Origin of the sequence: Streptomyces umbrinus, from assembly GCF_030817415.1 — a bacterium.
In the GTDB taxonomy this organism is placed as follows: domain Bacteria; phylum Actinomycetota; class Actinomycetes; order Streptomycetales; family Streptomycetaceae; genus Streptomyces; species Streptomyces umbrinus_A.
Genome location: NZ_JAUSZI010000002.1, coordinates 6,098,851 through 6,112,553, shown reverse-complemented (window position 1 = coordinate 6,112,553; position 13,703 = coordinate 6,098,851). Strand labels below are relative to the sequence as shown.

The window sequence follows — 13,703 nt, the reverse complement described above, 5'->3', positions numbered from 1 at the left end:
GCCCCCGCCGCCCCTACCCATTCCCTTCCCCTGGGGGCTGACGCCCCCAGACCCCCACTGAAATTCAGCCCCTCCGGCGTTTGAGGAGCGGGGGTTCGGGGGCCGGCCCCCGAAAAGGGACGGGAATGGGCAGGGGCGGCGGGGGCGAAAGAAGGACCGGTGCCACCCCCGCCAGGCAGCTCACCCGCGAGGACGCTCAACCCCCAGCACCCGATCCCTCAACACAGGAAACTGCCCCCGAGTCGCACCGACCTTCGCGGGATCGAACTCCACGGAGAGGACCTCCTCACCCGCACCCGCCTCCGCCAGCACCTCACCCCAAGGATCGACCACGATCGAGTGACCGGCCTGCGGAACCCCCGCGTGCGTACCGGCCGTTCCACAAGCAAGCACGAAGGCCTGGTTCTCGACCGCCCGCGCCTGGGCCAGCAGCGTCCAGTGCGCCCTGCGACGCTCCGGCCAGCCCGCCGGAATCACCAGGGTCTCGGCGCCCGCGTCGACGAGACCGCGGAACAGCTCGGGGAAGCGGAGGTCATAACAGGTGGCGAGCCCAACGACGGTCTCAGGCAACCGGGACCGTCACCAGCTCCGCCCCCGCCCCCATCAACACGGCCTCACCCTTGTCGAAGCCGAACCGATGGATCTTCCGATAGGCGGCGGCCAGTTCACCGGCGGGGGAGAAGACGAGGGAGGTGTTGTAGAGCGGCCCCTCAGGATCCCGCTCGGGAATCGAACCCGCGTGCAACCAGACACCCGCGTCGCTCGCCGCCTTGGCCATCACGTCGTACGTGGGCCCTTCGAGCGGCTCCGCCTCGGCACTGAACGACTCGAAGGCGAAGGCCCCCGTCGTCCACAGTTCGGGCAGCACGACCAGGTCGGCACCGGCCTGTTCCCGTACCAGCGAGGCGACACGCTCCCTGCGGGAGTCGATCGATTCGCCCTCGTCCACAGCGATCTGGAGCAGGGAGGCGCGCACACTACCACCGTCCTGGCATTCGAGCCTTTGATACGGGCCTACGATCGTCACACGAAAGCACTGCCGGGGTGCCTCACAGCAGCGTAACTTAGCGTCCCAAGACACCCGCTGACTGTGCACTGCCCGCGTCCAACCGCCCGAGGGGTCCCGTTCCGTGAGTCTGCATCCCAGCCTTCAGTCCTACGCCGACGCCTGGACCCACTCCATCGACGCGATATCCGAACTGGTGTCGCCGCTGGTGGAGGGGGAATGGAACCGGCGGACTCCCTGCCCAGGCTGGTCGGTGCGCGACCTCGTCTCGCATGTCATCGGCCTCGACTGCGAGATGCTGGGCGACCCCCGGCCGATCCACACGCTCCCCCGCGACCTGTACCACGTGACGAACGAACACCAGCGGTACATGGAGATGCAGGTCGACGTACGCCGTCACCACACCGCCCCGGAGATGACCTCCGAGCTGGAGTACACGATCATCCGCCGCAACCGCCAGCTGCGGAACGAGTCGCGGCAGCCGGACGCCCTCGTGCGCGGCCCGCTCAGCACCGAGGTCACGCTCGAAGAATCCATGCGCAACCGGGCGTACGACCTCTGGGTGCACGAGCAGGACCTGCGCACCGCCCTCGGCCGGCCGGGCAACCTCGACTCCCCCGGCGCGTACGTCGCCCGCGACGTGCTGCTCAGCAGGCTCCCGAAGGTCGTCGCCAAGGACGCCGGCGCCCCGCCGAACTCGGCGGTCGTCTTCGATGTCCACGGCCCTCTCGAATTCCTGCGCACGGTCCGCGTCGACGCCGAGGGCGTCGGCTCGATAGACGGTGCCCCCTCCCTCGGCCCCGCCGCCACCCTCACCCTCGACTGGGAAACCTACTTCCGCCTGGCCTGCGGCCGCGTAACCCCGGAGGCGGTGGCAGACCGCCTCAAGACGGAGGGCGACCCGGAACTGACAGCGGCAATCCTGAGGAACTTCGCGGTCACACCCTGATTGCAGGGCTCGTCCAGCGCCGAATTCAGCCCCTCCGGCGTTTGAGGAGCGGGGTCTGGGGCGGAGCCCCAGGTTCGGGACGGGAAGGGGCGGCGGGGGCGAGAAAACCCACCCCGCCCCACCCCCGCCAGGCCAGACCGGGCCGGCCTACGCCGGAACGTGCACCGTCTCTACCCGGCTGGCAACCAGCCGCTCCCGCCGAGCCGCCTGCTTCCGCAACCGCAGTATCTGACTGACCCCGAACGCCTGCAGAACGAACACCACGGAGAACGCGACCGAGTAGTCGCCCCCGGTGGCATCCAGAAGCACCCCGATCGCGAACAACGTCGTCATGGAGGCGACGAAACCGCCCATGTTGGTGATGCCGGAGGCAGTCCCCTGACGCTCCGGCGGATTCGCGGGCCGCGCGAAGTCGAAGCCAAGCATCGACGCGGGCCCGCACGCACCGAGGACCACGCACAGCACGATCAGCAGCCACATCGGCGCATGGTCGGCGGGATAGGCGAGCGTCGCACCCCACACGACGGCCGTCGAAAACACCGTACCGAGCGCCAGCGGCAGCCGCGCCGCATGGTGCCGGGCGACGATCTGCCCGTACACGAGGCCGATGAGCATGTTGGAGAGCACGACCAGCGTGAGGAGTTCCCCGGCCGCCGCCCGTGACAGGCCCTGGGCCTCGACGAGGAACGGCAGCCCCCACAGCAACAGGAACACCATCGCCGGGAACTGCGTCGTGAAGTGCACCCACAGCCCGAGCCGGGTGCCGGGCTCCCGCCAGGACGCCGCGATCTGGCGGCGTACGTACGCGGCTCCGTGGTGCGGGAAGGGCTCCGGCTCGTGTCCCTCGGGGTGGTCCTTCAGGAACAGCAGCATCAGGACGAGGACGACCACGCCTGCGACCGAGCTGCCCGCGAAGGCGGCCGTCCAGCCGACGCCGTGCAGCAGCCGGGCGATGACGAGCGTCGAGACGAGGTTGCCCGCCATGCCGACGAGCCCCGCGAGCTGCGCGACCATCGGCCCGCGCCGGGCCGGGAACCAGCGCGAACCGAGGCGCAGCACGCTGATGAACGTCATCGCGTCACCGCATCCGAGCAGAGCGCGCGAGGCGAGCGCCATCCCGTACGAGGGCGAGAGCGCGAAGCCCAGCTGCCCGATCGTGAACAGGACGACGCCGAGGGTCAGCACCTTCTTGGTGCCGAGCCGGTCGACCATCAGGCCGACGGGTATCTGCATGCCCGCGTAGACGAGGAGCTGCAGGATCGAGAAGGTCGAGAGCGCGGAGGCGTTGACGTGGAAGCGGTCGGCGGCGTCGAGGCCGGCCACCCCCAGCGACGTACGGAAGATGACCGCGACGAAGTAGACGGAGACGCCGACCGACCAGACCGTGACCGCGCGACGCCCGCCGGGCGGGTCACCGGGGAGGGTGAGCGCCGAGGAGGAGGACGAGCTCATCGGACGTCCCCCCGCGCCAGGTTGGAGAACCAGCTGACGTGGCGGTGGACCAGGGCGACGGCCGCCTCCGCGTCACCGGAGCGCAGCGCGTCGAGGATCTCCCGGTGCTCGGTGAGCGTCTTGGTGATCCGGTCGGGGTGGGCGTGCATCACGGCGACGCCCATCCTCAACTGGCGGTCGCGCAACTGGTCGTAGAGGCGGGAGAGGATCTCGTTGCCCCCGCTGCGGACGATCTCGGCGTGGAAGCAGCGGTCGGTGACGGCGGCTCCGGACAGATCGCCGGCGGCCGCCTGCTCCTTCTGCTTCGCAAGGAGTTCGGTGAGGCGCTCGATCAGCGCGGGGGAGGCCGGGACGGCCTTGCGGATCGCGTGCTCCTCGACGAGCTGCCTGGTCTCCACGACGTCCGCGATCTCCTGTGCGGAGACGGGCAGCACGAGGGCGCCCTTCTTCGGGTAGAGCCGGATCAGTCCCTCGACCTCCAGCTTGAGCAGCGCCTCGCGCACCGGAGTCCGTGAGACCCCGACCGCATCGGCCAGTTCGCCCTCGGTGAGCAGGGTCCCGCCCTCGTAACGACGGTCCAGCACAGCCTGCTTGACGTGCGCGTAGACGCGTTCGGCGGCGGGAGGTTGCTTCACTGCCAAAGACATGGCGACATCATAGATACAACACGTACACATGGTCGCGGGCCGTCCAGGATTCGGACGGGGCGGGAAGCCGAGCGAGGGGCCAAGTGAGGGGCCGGGCGAGCGGCTGGGCAAGTGGCCGGTAAAAAAGGGCACCCCAGTTCAGGAACCGCACATCCTTTTGTGCTACTCACATGTCACACGAGAAGGCGCCACTCTCAAGTGACCGCCATCCTGGGGCATTTGGCACCTTCGGTGCCTTCAACCTAATCGGGGTAATCGACTTGATAACCGTCATAAAGGGCGCACGAATTCGCAGAGCTGCCGCAGTGGTCGTCACCACCGGAGCCGTGCTCGCGACCGGGGCCCTCACAGCGGCGCCCGCGCAGGCCCTCGCGACCCCCACGGTCGTCGCCAAGGGCGGCTACGTGATGAACAACGGCACGGCCAAGACGCTCTACACCAAGGCCGCGGACACCCGCCGTTCCACCGGCTCCACGACGAAGATCATGACCGCGAAGGTCGTGCTGTCGCAGCCGAACCTCAACCTGGACGCCAAGGTCACCATCCAGAAGGCGTACAGCGACTACATCGTCTCCAAGAACGCCTCGTCGGCACGGCTGATCGTCGGCGACAAGGTCACCGTCCGCCAGCTGCTGTACGGGCTGATGCTGCCGTCCGGCTGCGACGCGGCGTACGCGCTCGCCGACAAGTTCGGCGCCGGCTCGACGCGTGGCGCCCGCGTGAAGTCGTTCATCGGCAAGATGAACAAGCAGGCCAAGGACCTCGGTCTGACGAACACCAAGTTCGACTCGTTCGACGGGATCGGCAACGGCTCGAACTACTCCACGCCGCGCGATCTGACGAAGATCGCCAGCAGCGCGATGAAGAGCGCCAACTTCCGCGCGATCGTGAAGACGAAGAAGTACACGGCGAAGACGATCACGAAGACCGGTGGCACCCGCACGATGGCGGCGTGGACCAACACCAACGGTCTGCTCAACAGCTACAGCGGCACCATCGGCGTGAAGACCGGCTCCGGCCCCGAGGCCAAGTACTGCCTGGTCTTCGCCGCGACCCGCAACGGGAAGACGGTGATCGGCACGGTTCTTGCCTCGTCGTCGATCTCGGCCCGCGAGTCCGACGCGAAGAAGCTGATGGACTACGCCTTCAAGAAGTAGCCGGGTCGCTCCGCGGAGAGGGGGACGGGCTTCGGCTCGTCCCCCTTCTGCGGGCCGCATGTGGTTACTCGCGCAGTTCCCCGCGCCCCTTTTCAGGGGCGCGGGGAACTGCGCGACCAGCCCCCACCGCCCCGCAGCCGAGCCACTACCCCCAAGTAATCAGTCGCTTGGGCTGCTCCAGAATCGCCGCCACATCCGCCAGCACCTTGGAGCCGAGCTCCCCGTCGACCAGGCGATGGTCGAAGGACAACGCCAACGTCGTCACCTGACGAGGCTTGACCTTGCCCTTGTGGACCCACGGCTGGAGCTTGATCGAGCCGACGGCGAGAATCGCGGACTCGCCGGGATTGAGAATCGGCGTACCCGTGTCGACGCCGAACACACCGACGTTCGTGATCGTCACCGTGCCGCCCTGCATGGCCACCGGTGACGTCTTGCCGTCGCGGGCGGTGGCGACCAGCTCCCCGAGCGATTCGGCGAGCTGGGGCAGGGTCTTGGCGTGGGCGTCCTTGATGTTCGGGACGATCAGGCCGCGGGGCGTGGCGGCGGCGATGCCCAGGTTCACATAGTGCTTCTGGACGATCTCCTGGTTGGCCTCGTCCCACGAGGCGTTGACCTCCGGGTGGCGCTTGATGGCGACCAGCAGGGCCTTGGCGATCAGCAGCAGCGGATTGACCCGCAGCCCCTGGAGCCCGTATGTGTCGGGGGCCCGCTTGATCTCCTCGACCAGCTTCATCGTGCGCGTCACGTCCACCGTGACGAACTCGGTGACATGCGGCGCCGTGAACGCCGAGCCCACCATCGCGGCCGCGGTCGCCTTCCGGACGCCCTTGACCGGGATACGGGTCTCCCGGGCACCGTCGTACGTGACGACCGGGGCCGGAGCCCGGACGGGAGCGGGCGCCGACGCGGGCACTGCCGCGGCCGGGGTCTCCTGAACGGGAGCGGCCGGGGCGACCGCCGCGTGCACGTCCTCGCGCGTGATGATCCCGTCGGGACCGGACGGCGTGACCGTCGCCAGGTCGACGCCGAGATCCTTGGCGAGCTTGCGCACCGGAGGCTTGGCCAGCGGGCGTGTCGCCGGAGCCGCGTGCCCGTGCCCGTTCAGCTCGCTCTGGACGGCCGGCGCCGCCGCGGCGGCCTCGGGCTGCTGGGCCGGAACTCCCCTGCGGGGGCGGCGCTTCGTGGAGGACTCCGCGACCCCGTAGCCGACGAGGACCGGCGTGCGGCCCACGGGCTTGGGCTTCTCCTCGGCAGCCGCGGGCTTCTCCGGAGGAGCTTCGGTCCGCCCGGCGGGAGCAGCCGGAGCGGATCCGGTTGCCGGAGCCGACGCGGTGGGCGTCGACGCGGCCGGGGCCTGCGCCTCGGCCGGCGGGGCGGCCGGAGCGGCTCCGCCGTCCACGTCCACCGCGATGATCACCTGGCCGACGTCCACCGTCGTCCCCTCGGGGAAGCGCAGCTCGTGCACCACCCCGTCGAAGGGAATCGGCAGCTCGACGGCGGCCTTGGCGGTCTCGACCTCGCACACCACCTGGCCGTCGGTGACCGTGTCACCGGCCTTGACATACCACTTGAGGATCTCGGCCTCGGTCAGACCCTCTCCCACGTCGGGCATCTTGAACTCGCGAAGTCCCGAGGCAGTCTCAGTCATCGTCGTCACGACCCTCTCCTCAGTACGCCAGCGAGCGGTCGACGGCGTCGAGCACCCGGTCCAGGCCAGGCAGGTACTCCTCCTCCAGCCGTGCCGGCGGATACGGGGCGTGATAGCCGCCGACCCTCAGCACGGGTGCCTCCAGGTGGTAGAAGCACCTCTCCGTGATCCGGGCCGCGATCTCCGCGCCCGTCCCCAGGAACACCGGTGCCTCGTGGACCACGACCAGGCGGCGGGTCTTCTCGACCGAGGCCTGGATGGAGTCGAAGTCGATGGGGGACATGGACCGCAGGTCCACCACTTCGAGGGACTTGCCCTCCTCCTGGGCGGCGGCTGCGACCTCCTGGCAGACCTTCACCATCGGGCCGTACGCGGCCAGTGTGAGGTCGCTGCCCTCGCGCACCACGCGCGCCTTGTGCAGCGGGCCGGGGATCGCCTCCCGGTTCACCTCGGACTTGTCCCAGTAGCGCCGCTTCGGCTCGAAGAAGATCACCGGGTCGTCGCTCTGGATGGCCTGCTGCATCATCCAGTACGCGTCGGAGGCGTTCGAGGGCGAGACGACCTTGAGGCCCGCGACATGCGCGAACAGGGCCTCCGGGGACTCGGAGTGGTGCTCGACCGCTCCGATGCCGCCGCCGTACGGAATGCGGATCACGACGGGGAGCTTGATCTTGCCGAGCGCCCGCGCGTGCATCTTCGCGAGCTGCGTGACGATCTGGTCGTACGCCGGGAAGACGAAGCCGTCGAACTGGATCTCCACCACCGGGCGGTAGCCGCGCAGTGCGAGGCCGATCGCCGTGCCGACGATGCCCGACTCGGCGAGCGGGGTGTCGATGACCCGCTCCTCGCCGAAGTCCTTCTGCAGGCCGTCGGTCACCCGGAACACGCCGCCGAGCTTGCCGACGTCCTCGCCCATGATCAGGACCTTGGGGTCGGCGTCGAGGGCCGTGCGCAGCGATTCGTTGATCGCCTTGGCCAATGCCATCTTTTCCGCGGTCATCGCTACTTGCCCTCCCCTTCATCGGCGAACGACGCCTGGTAGGCGGCGAACTGGGCCCGCTCCTCGTCGACGAGCGCGTGCCCGTCCGCGTACACGTTCTCGAAGATGGCGAAGTGGTCCGGGTCCGGCATGGCGCGGACCACTTCGCGCACTCGCCTTCCCAACGCCTCGCTCTCGGCCTCGAGTTCCGCGAAGAATCCCTCGTCCGCGTGGTTTGAAGCCTCCAGGTAGGTGCGCAGGCGCTGGATCGGGTCCTTCGCCTCCCACGCCTCGCGCTCCTCGTCGGCCCGGTACTTGGTCGGGTCGTCGGAGGTGGTGTGGGCACCCATGCGGTACGTGTACGCCTCGACGAGGGTGGGGCCCTCGCCCCGGCGGGCGCGCTCCAGGGCCCACTTGGTGACGGCGAGGCAGGCGAGGACGTCGTTGCCGTCGACGCGGACGCCCGGGAAGCCGTAGCCCTGCGCGCGCTGGTAGAGCGGCACGCGGCTCTGGCGCTCGGTGGGCTCGGAGATGGCCCACTGGTTGTTCTGGCAGAAGAACACGACGGGAGCGTTGTAGACCGCGGAGAAGGTGAACGATTCAGCGACGTCGCCCTGGCTGGAGGCGCCGTCCCCGAAGTACGCGATCACGGCCGAGTCGGCGCCGTCCTTGGCCACGCCCATGGCGTAGCCGGTGGCGTGCAGCGTCTGCGAGCCGATGACGATCGTGTAGAGGTGGAAGTTGTTGCTGTTCGGATCCCAGCCGCCGTTGTTCACGCCGCGGAACATGCCGAGGAGGTTGGTCGGGTCGACCCCGCGGCACCAGGCCACGCCGTGCTCACGGTAGGTCGGGAAGACGTAGTCGTCCTCGCGGGTGGCCCGTCCGGAGCCGATCTGGGCGGCCTCCTGGCCGAGCAGCGAGGCCCACAGGCCCAGTTCGCCCTGGCGCTGCAGGGAGGTGGCCTCGGCGTCGAAGCGGCGGGTGAGCACCATGTCGCGGTACAGGCCGCGGAGCTCTTCGGGGGTGATGTCGGCTACGTACGCGTCATATTCGCCATTCTTGACGCGCTTGCCCTCGGGCGTCAGCAGCTGTACGAGCTCGGGCTGGGCGCCCGGCGGCTTCTTCGCAGCGGTGCGCTTGGTACCGGCGCTGCGTCGCGGCTTGCGCGCGGCAGTGCTCTCCACGGTCACGTGTGCTCCTCCGTCGGTCCGGCCCCCGGGGTTGCCGGGTGACCAGTGCGGCTCGCCTGATCTCCGTACCCGCGCACGGGGTGGGTGCTCGGCCGGGAACAGGCGTGACAGGTGCCCCGGCGAGCGCCCTGCACATAGCACGTTACCCAGTGCTCCACATTTCTGTGAAACCCCTCCTGACCTGCGTTTTTGCTTGGATTTCCGAGTACTTTCCACTCGGACTTCCAAGTACTTCGCGCCGATCCGGAACAATCGCTGGTCAGAGCACTGGTTACAGCCTGGCAGGGGGCCGGAACACCGGCACGTTATCCCGGTCACCCCGGAGACGGGAAGAGTCCGACTGGGGCAGTCGGAAAGATCGTGTGTGAGACTGACTCCGTGCGCGAAGAAGGAAAAATCGCTGTATTTCTTCTCGACGACCATGAGGTGGTCCGCCGGGGTGTGCACGAGTTGCTCTCGGTGGAGGACGACTTCGAAGTGGTCGGCGAGGCGGGTACGGCGGCCGACGCGCTGGTGCGAATTCCGGCCACCCACCCGGACGTCGCCGTCCTGGACGTACGGCTGCCGGACGGCAGCGGGGTCGAGGTGTGCCGCGAGATCCGCTCCCGGGACGAAAGCATCAAATGCCTGATGCTGACGTCCTACGCCGACGACGAGGCCCTCTTCGACGCGATCATGGCGGGCGCCTCGGGCTACGTCCTCAAGGCGATCCGCGGCGAGGAGCTGCTCTCGGCGGTCCGTGACGTCGCCGCAGGCAAGTCCCTGCTCGACCCGGAGGCCACCGCCCGCGTCCTGGAGCGGCTGCGCGACGGGGGCAGCGCCAAGGGCGACACCCGGCTCGCGAGCCTCACCGACCAGGAGCGCAGAATCCTCGACCTGATCGGCGAGGGGCTCACCAATCGCGTGATCGGCGAGCGGCTCCATCTCGCCGAGAAGACGATCAAGAACTACGTCTCCAGCCTGCTGTCCAAACTCGGCATGGAGCGGCGTGCGCAGGCGGCCGCCTATGTGGCCCGGATGCAGGCGGAGAAGCAGCGCTGAGTTTTCCAGGCCCTCCGTAGGGCCGTGTTTGAGTTTTCCGTGCTCTCCATGGGGCCGCGCTGAGTTTCCGTGCTCTCCGTAGAGACGATCAGCGCTCCGCGGACGCCGTCCAGCACTCCGTGGAGGTCGCTTATTCGGGACTTATGTCCCTCCATGGAGGGTCGGGCGCCCCTTCTTCCGTCTCCCGCGGTGCCGCACATTGAGAGGCATGCCGACCGACGAACAGCTCGCCGCCGGACTGCTCGGCCGCGTCGAGCACGGCCGCCTGGCGGCCAGCATGCGCGCGCTGCCCTTCCTGGCCACCGCCCGCCACATCGTGGTGGGCGGCCGTGTGCTGCTACGGATGCACAAGGGACACGGCCACCACCGGGCGTGCGCGGGAAGCGTCGTCGCGTACGGCGCGGACAACCTCGGCTCCCCGCGCGCGGGCGAGGGCCACTGGTCCGTCCAGGTCGTCGGCGTGTGCGAGACCGTCCAGCCGACCGCCGCCCAGCTCGCGCATTTCGGCCCGGCCCCGCGCCGCGTGGACGACGCGCCCTTCGAGCCGGTGTATCTGGAGGTCACACCGGAGTTCGTCACCGTGCACTCGACGGACGGTGGCCTGGAGCTTGCACACCAGCACTGTCCGTGACAAGCCCGAGGTCAACGGCCTCTCCGGTGCCCTAACATCTGGCGCGTGCCGCGCTCATCTGTTTCGCCCGCCCTCTCCCCCGCACCCCCTCTGGGCGCCCTGCTGCGGCGATACGCCGCCGGGTCCCCGCTGGCCTGCGAACCCGTCGACGAGGGGCTGCTCAACCGCGGCTACCGCCTCGCCACCACCCAGGGCCGGTACTTCCTCAAGCACCATTTCGACCCCGAGACCGCCGACCCTGCCGCGATCGCCCGCCAGCACCGCGCGACCCAGCGCCTCGCCGACCTGGGCGTCCCGGTGGCCCCGCCGCTGACCGGCACCGACGGCCGCACGGTCGCCGTAGTCGGCGGCCACGCGTACGCGCTGCACCCCTGGATCGACGGACGCCACCGCAGCGGCGCCCAGCTCACCACGGAGCAGTGCCGGCGCCTGGGGGCGCTCCTGGGCGTCGTACACGCGTCCCTGGAGCAGGTGATGCCGCCGCGGCGGTCCGAGGAGCGTGCGGAGAGCGCCGACCCCGCCGACACCTTCGCCCTCATCGACGACCTGCTCGCCCGGGTACGCCGCCACCACCCGTCCGACGCCTTCGACGAGCTGGCCCGCCACCGGCTCCTGGAGCGGCGCGCCCTGCTGGAACGGCACGCGGACCGGCGGCCCCCGCAGGGCGGCTCGGTCGGCTGGGTGCACGGGGACTTCCACCCCTTCAACGTGCTCTACCGGGGAGACACCCCCGCCGCGATCGTCGACTGGGACCGGCTCGGCGTCCAGCCGCAGGCCGAGGAGGCGGTGCGCTCCGCGGTGATCTTCTTCGTACGTCCCGCCGGCACGCTCGACCTGACGAAGGTACGGGCCTACGCGCGCGCGTACCGGCGCTCCGCGCGGGCCACCCCGTCCGAGCTGTCGGCCGCCGTGCACCGCGTGTGGTGGGAGCGGCTCAACGACTTCTGGATACTGCGCTGGCACTACGAGCGCGGGGACACCCGCGCCGACCCGCAGTTCCCCGCGGTCTCCGCGCTGGCGGTGTGGTGGACGCGGGAGTACGACGCGGTGTGCGAGGCGTTCGTGGGGTGAAGCCAAGCCGAACCAACCACATCAGCCGGCTCACTCGGCTCGGTCGCCTCGGCCGTGGGACTCGTGAAACGGCACGCGCGCGTGGAGCCCGATTCCGGGTTCCACGCGCGCGTGAAGGGTGTTGCGGAGGGTCCGGGTCAGCCGCCGGTCACGCCTTCCACGTCCCCGACTTCGCCCGTCGGCTCGCCCGACGGTGTCGGGTCGTCCGTCGGGGTCGTCTCGTCGTCCGTCGGCGTCACGTCGTCCGTCGGAGTCGTCTCCGGGTCCGTCGGCTCGCTCTTCGTGGGAGATGGGGTGTTGCTCGGCGATGGTGTGTACGACGGCGAGTAGTCCGGGTCGCCGCCCGTGCCGGTGTCCTGGTCCGTGGGCTCGTCCGTGGGCTCGTCGGACGTGCTCTCGCTCGGTGTCGTTTCCTTCTCGGTCTGCGAGGTGGTCGGCGTCTCCTTCGTGCCGCCCCCGCCGCCGTCGCCGTTGCCGTTCTGCAGCGCCAGCGCGACCCCCGCAGCGATCGCGACCACCGCGAGAACCGCCAGGATCCACAGCTTGCCGCGGCCGCTGCCCCGGTTGCCGTGCCCCTCGAAGCCCCCGTCGTCGCCGCCTCCGCCGCGGCCGGGCGGCAGCATCGGTGACGGGATCTGGGTGGTGCCCGAGTCGCCGGGGTGCGGCAGCCCGGCGGAGCCCGCGAGGCCCATCGCCGGGGTGTTCACAGCCTCGTGCATCTCCACGGGACCGGTGTTCCAGGTCCCGGTGTGGCCGCCCTGGTCGTACAGCATCTGCAGCCCGTACTGGGTGAGCCCGCGCATCTCCTCCGCGGTCTGGAACCGGTCGTCCGGCTCCTTCGCGAGCGAGCGCATGACCAGGCCGTCCAGCTCCGGCGGCGCCGCGTCCGAGACCTCGGAAGGGGGCACCGGGATGTCCTGGACGTGCTGGTAGACCACCGACAGCGGGGTCTCACCGGTGAACGGCGGCCGCAGCGCGAGGAGTTCGTAGAGGAGGCAGCCCGTCGCGTACAGGTCGCTCCGGTGGTCGACCGCCTTGCCGAGCGCCTGCTCCGGCGAGAGGTACTGGGGCGTGCCCATGACCATGCCGGTTTGAGTCATTGTCGACTGGACGCCGTGCAGGGCGCGCGCGATGCCGAAGTCCATCACCTTGACCGCACCGGTGTTGGTGATGATCACGTTCGCGGGCTTGATGTCGCGGTGCACGATGCCGTGCTGATGCGAATAAGCGAGCGCTTCCAGCACTCCGGAGACGATGATGAGCGCCTGCTCGGGCCCGGGCGCCTCGGCGTTGAGCAGCAGGTCACGGATCGTGCGGCCCTCGACGAGCTCCATCACGATGTACGGGACGACCTGGTGGCCGACCACGTCCTCGCCGGAGTCGTAGACCGCCACCACCGCATGGTGGTTGAGCCCGGCCACCGACTGCGCCTCGCGCGTGAACCGCGCCTTGGACACGGGGTCCTCGGCCAGGTCGGAGCGGAGCAGCTTGACCGCGACCGTGCGCCCCAGCCGGACATCCTCGGCGGCGAACACCTCGGCCATGCCGCCCCGGCCTAGTCTGTGGGTCAGCCGATACCGGCCGTCGCCGACCAGCCCGCCGTTACCCCACAACTCCGGCGCATCTGACATACCGCCGCCAGTCGCCTCGGGGTCGGACGGGCCCTGAGCGCGCTGCTGCTGTGCCATCAGTCCTCGCCGTCGTTTCTGTCCGCACCGGTCGAAAGTACGCGCGGTGGTTGTTACGGTCTCCGTCGGGCCACGCTACAGCCTCCGCGTGAGCGGCCGACCCGAGATGGACCGGCCATGAAACCCACACCCGGTCCGCGGGTGCAAATTCTGTGTACCGGCCGTACGGCACCTGTAACGCTTCCGCGACTCTTCTTTCGCGTACGGTCACGGAACGGGCACCGAGCTTGACGTGTCAGTG

Annotated in this window: 11 protein-coding genes and 1 pseudogene; 5 read left to right on the top strand and 7 right to left on the bottom strand. The window is 69.6% G+C overall.

Annotated elements, in window-relative coordinates:
• Positions 1–180: 180 nt before the first annotated feature.
• Positions 181–976 (bottom strand): annotated as a pseudogene (locus QF035_RS26810) (carbon-nitrogen family hydrolase).
• Positions 977–1,130: 154 nt separating this feature from the next.
• Between QF035_RS26810 and QF035_RS26805 the strand changes: the two are divergent.
• Positions 1,131–1,955 (top strand): maleylpyruvate isomerase family mycothiol-dependent enzyme, encoded by an 825-nt coding sequence (locus QF035_RS26805; protein WP_307523135.1) that lies wholly within the window; start codon positions 1,131–1,133, stop codon positions 1,953–1,955.
• 147 nt (positions 1,956–2,102) lie between these two features.
• On the opposite strand, the gene QF035_RS26800 is transcribed toward QF035_RS26805, so the two are convergent.
• Positions 2,103–3,407: an MFS transporter gene (locus QF035_RS26800; RefSeq protein ID WP_307523134.1), complete on the bottom strand. Its 1,305-nt coding sequence runs from the start codon at positions 3,405–3,407 to the stop codon at positions 2,103–2,105.
• Positions 3,404–4,054 (bottom strand): GntR family transcriptional regulator, encoded by a 651-nt coding sequence (locus tag QF035_RS26795; RefSeq protein WP_307523133.1) that lies wholly within the window; start codon positions 4,052–4,054, stop codon positions 3,404–3,406. Before QF035_RS26795 ends, QF035_RS26800 begins: the two co-directional genes overlap by 4 nt.
• Before the next feature lie 260 nt (positions 4,055–4,314).
• Between QF035_RS26795 and QF035_RS26790 the strand changes: the two genes are divergently transcribed.
• Positions 4,315–5,211 (top strand): D-alanyl-D-alanine carboxypeptidase family protein, encoded by an 897-nt coding sequence (locus QF035_RS26790; RefSeq protein WP_307523132.1) that lies wholly within the window; start codon positions 4,315–4,317, stop codon positions 5,209–5,211.
• Positions 5,212–5,356: 145 nt separating this feature from the next.
• Here QF035_RS26790 and QF035_RS26785 read toward each other — a convergent pair whose 3' ends face one another.
• From QF035_RS26785 to pdhA, 3 genes are read right to left on the bottom strand one after another with little or no spacing between them, the layout of a single operon-like run.
• Positions 5,357–6,871: a dihydrolipoamide acetyltransferase family protein gene (locus tag QF035_RS26785; protein WP_307523131.1), complete on the bottom strand. Its 1,515-nt coding sequence runs from the start codon at positions 6,869–6,871 to the stop codon at positions 5,357–5,359.
• Between the two features lie 10 nt (positions 6,872–6,881).
• Positions 6,882–7,862: an alpha-ketoacid dehydrogenase subunit beta gene (locus QF035_RS26780; RefSeq protein WP_143641408.1), complete on the bottom strand. Its 981-nt coding sequence runs from the start codon at positions 7,860–7,862 to the stop codon at positions 6,882–6,884.
• A 2-nt stretch (positions 7,863–7,864) separates the two neighbouring features.
• Positions 7,865–9,031 (bottom strand): pyruvate dehydrogenase (acetyl-transferring) E1 component subunit alpha, encoded by a 1,167-nt coding sequence (gene pdhA, locus QF035_RS26775; protein WP_307523130.1) that lies wholly within the window; start codon positions 9,029–9,031, stop codon positions 7,865–7,867.
• A gap of 378 nt (positions 9,032–9,409) precedes the next feature.
• Here pdhA and QF035_RS26770 point away from each other — a divergent pair, with 378 nt between their 5' ends.
• From QF035_RS26770 to QF035_RS26760, 3 genes are all read left to right on the top strand, one after another.
• Positions 9,410–10,072: a response regulator gene (locus tag QF035_RS26770; RefSeq protein ID WP_307523129.1), complete on the top strand. Its 663-nt coding sequence runs from the start codon at positions 9,410–9,412 to the stop codon at positions 10,070–10,072.
• A 208-nt stretch (positions 10,073–10,280) separates the two neighbouring features.
• Complete coding sequence (locus tag QF035_RS26765; protein ID WP_307523128.1) at positions 10,281–10,703, top strand: pyridoxamine 5'-phosphate oxidase family protein; 423 nt, start codon at positions 10,281–10,283, stop codon at positions 10,701–10,703.
• Between the two features lie 45 nt (positions 10,704–10,748).
• Positions 10,749–11,774, top strand: coding sequence for a phosphotransferase (locus tag QF035_RS26760; RefSeq protein WP_307523127.1), 1,026 nt, complete (start codon positions 10,749–10,751; stop codon positions 11,772–11,774).
• Between the two features lie 137 nt (positions 11,775–11,911).
• Here the strand turns inward: QF035_RS26760 and QF035_RS26755 are convergent, their stop codons facing one another.
• On the bottom strand, positions 11,912–13,462 hold the full coding sequence (locus tag QF035_RS26755; RefSeq protein WP_307523126.1) for a protein kinase domain-containing protein: 1,551 nt from the start codon (positions 13,460–13,462) through the stop codon (positions 11,912–11,914).
• Between the last annotated feature and the right edge of the window lie 241 nt (positions 13,463–13,703).

Coding starts and splice junctions, on each gene's coding strand:
- QF035_RS26780 (WP_143641408.1), bottom strand. CDS start 7,862: ATGACCGCGGAAAAGATGGCATTGGCCAAGGCGATCAACGAATCGCTG.
- QF035_RS26800 (WP_307523134.1), bottom strand. CDS start 3,407: ATGAGCTCGTCCTCCTCCTCGGCGCTCACCCTCCCCGGTGACCCGCCC.
- QF035_RS26795 (WP_307523133.1), bottom strand. CDS start 4,054: ATGTCTTTGGCAGTGAAGCAACCTCCCGCCGCCGAACGCGTCTACGCG.
- QF035_RS26765 (WP_307523128.1), top strand. CDS start 10,281: ATGCCGACCGACGAACAGCTCGCCGCCGGACTGCTCGGCCGCGTCGAG.
- QF035_RS26755 (WP_307523126.1), bottom strand. CDS start 13,462: ATGGCACAGCAGCAGCGCGCTCAGGGCCCGTCCGACCCCGAGGCGACT.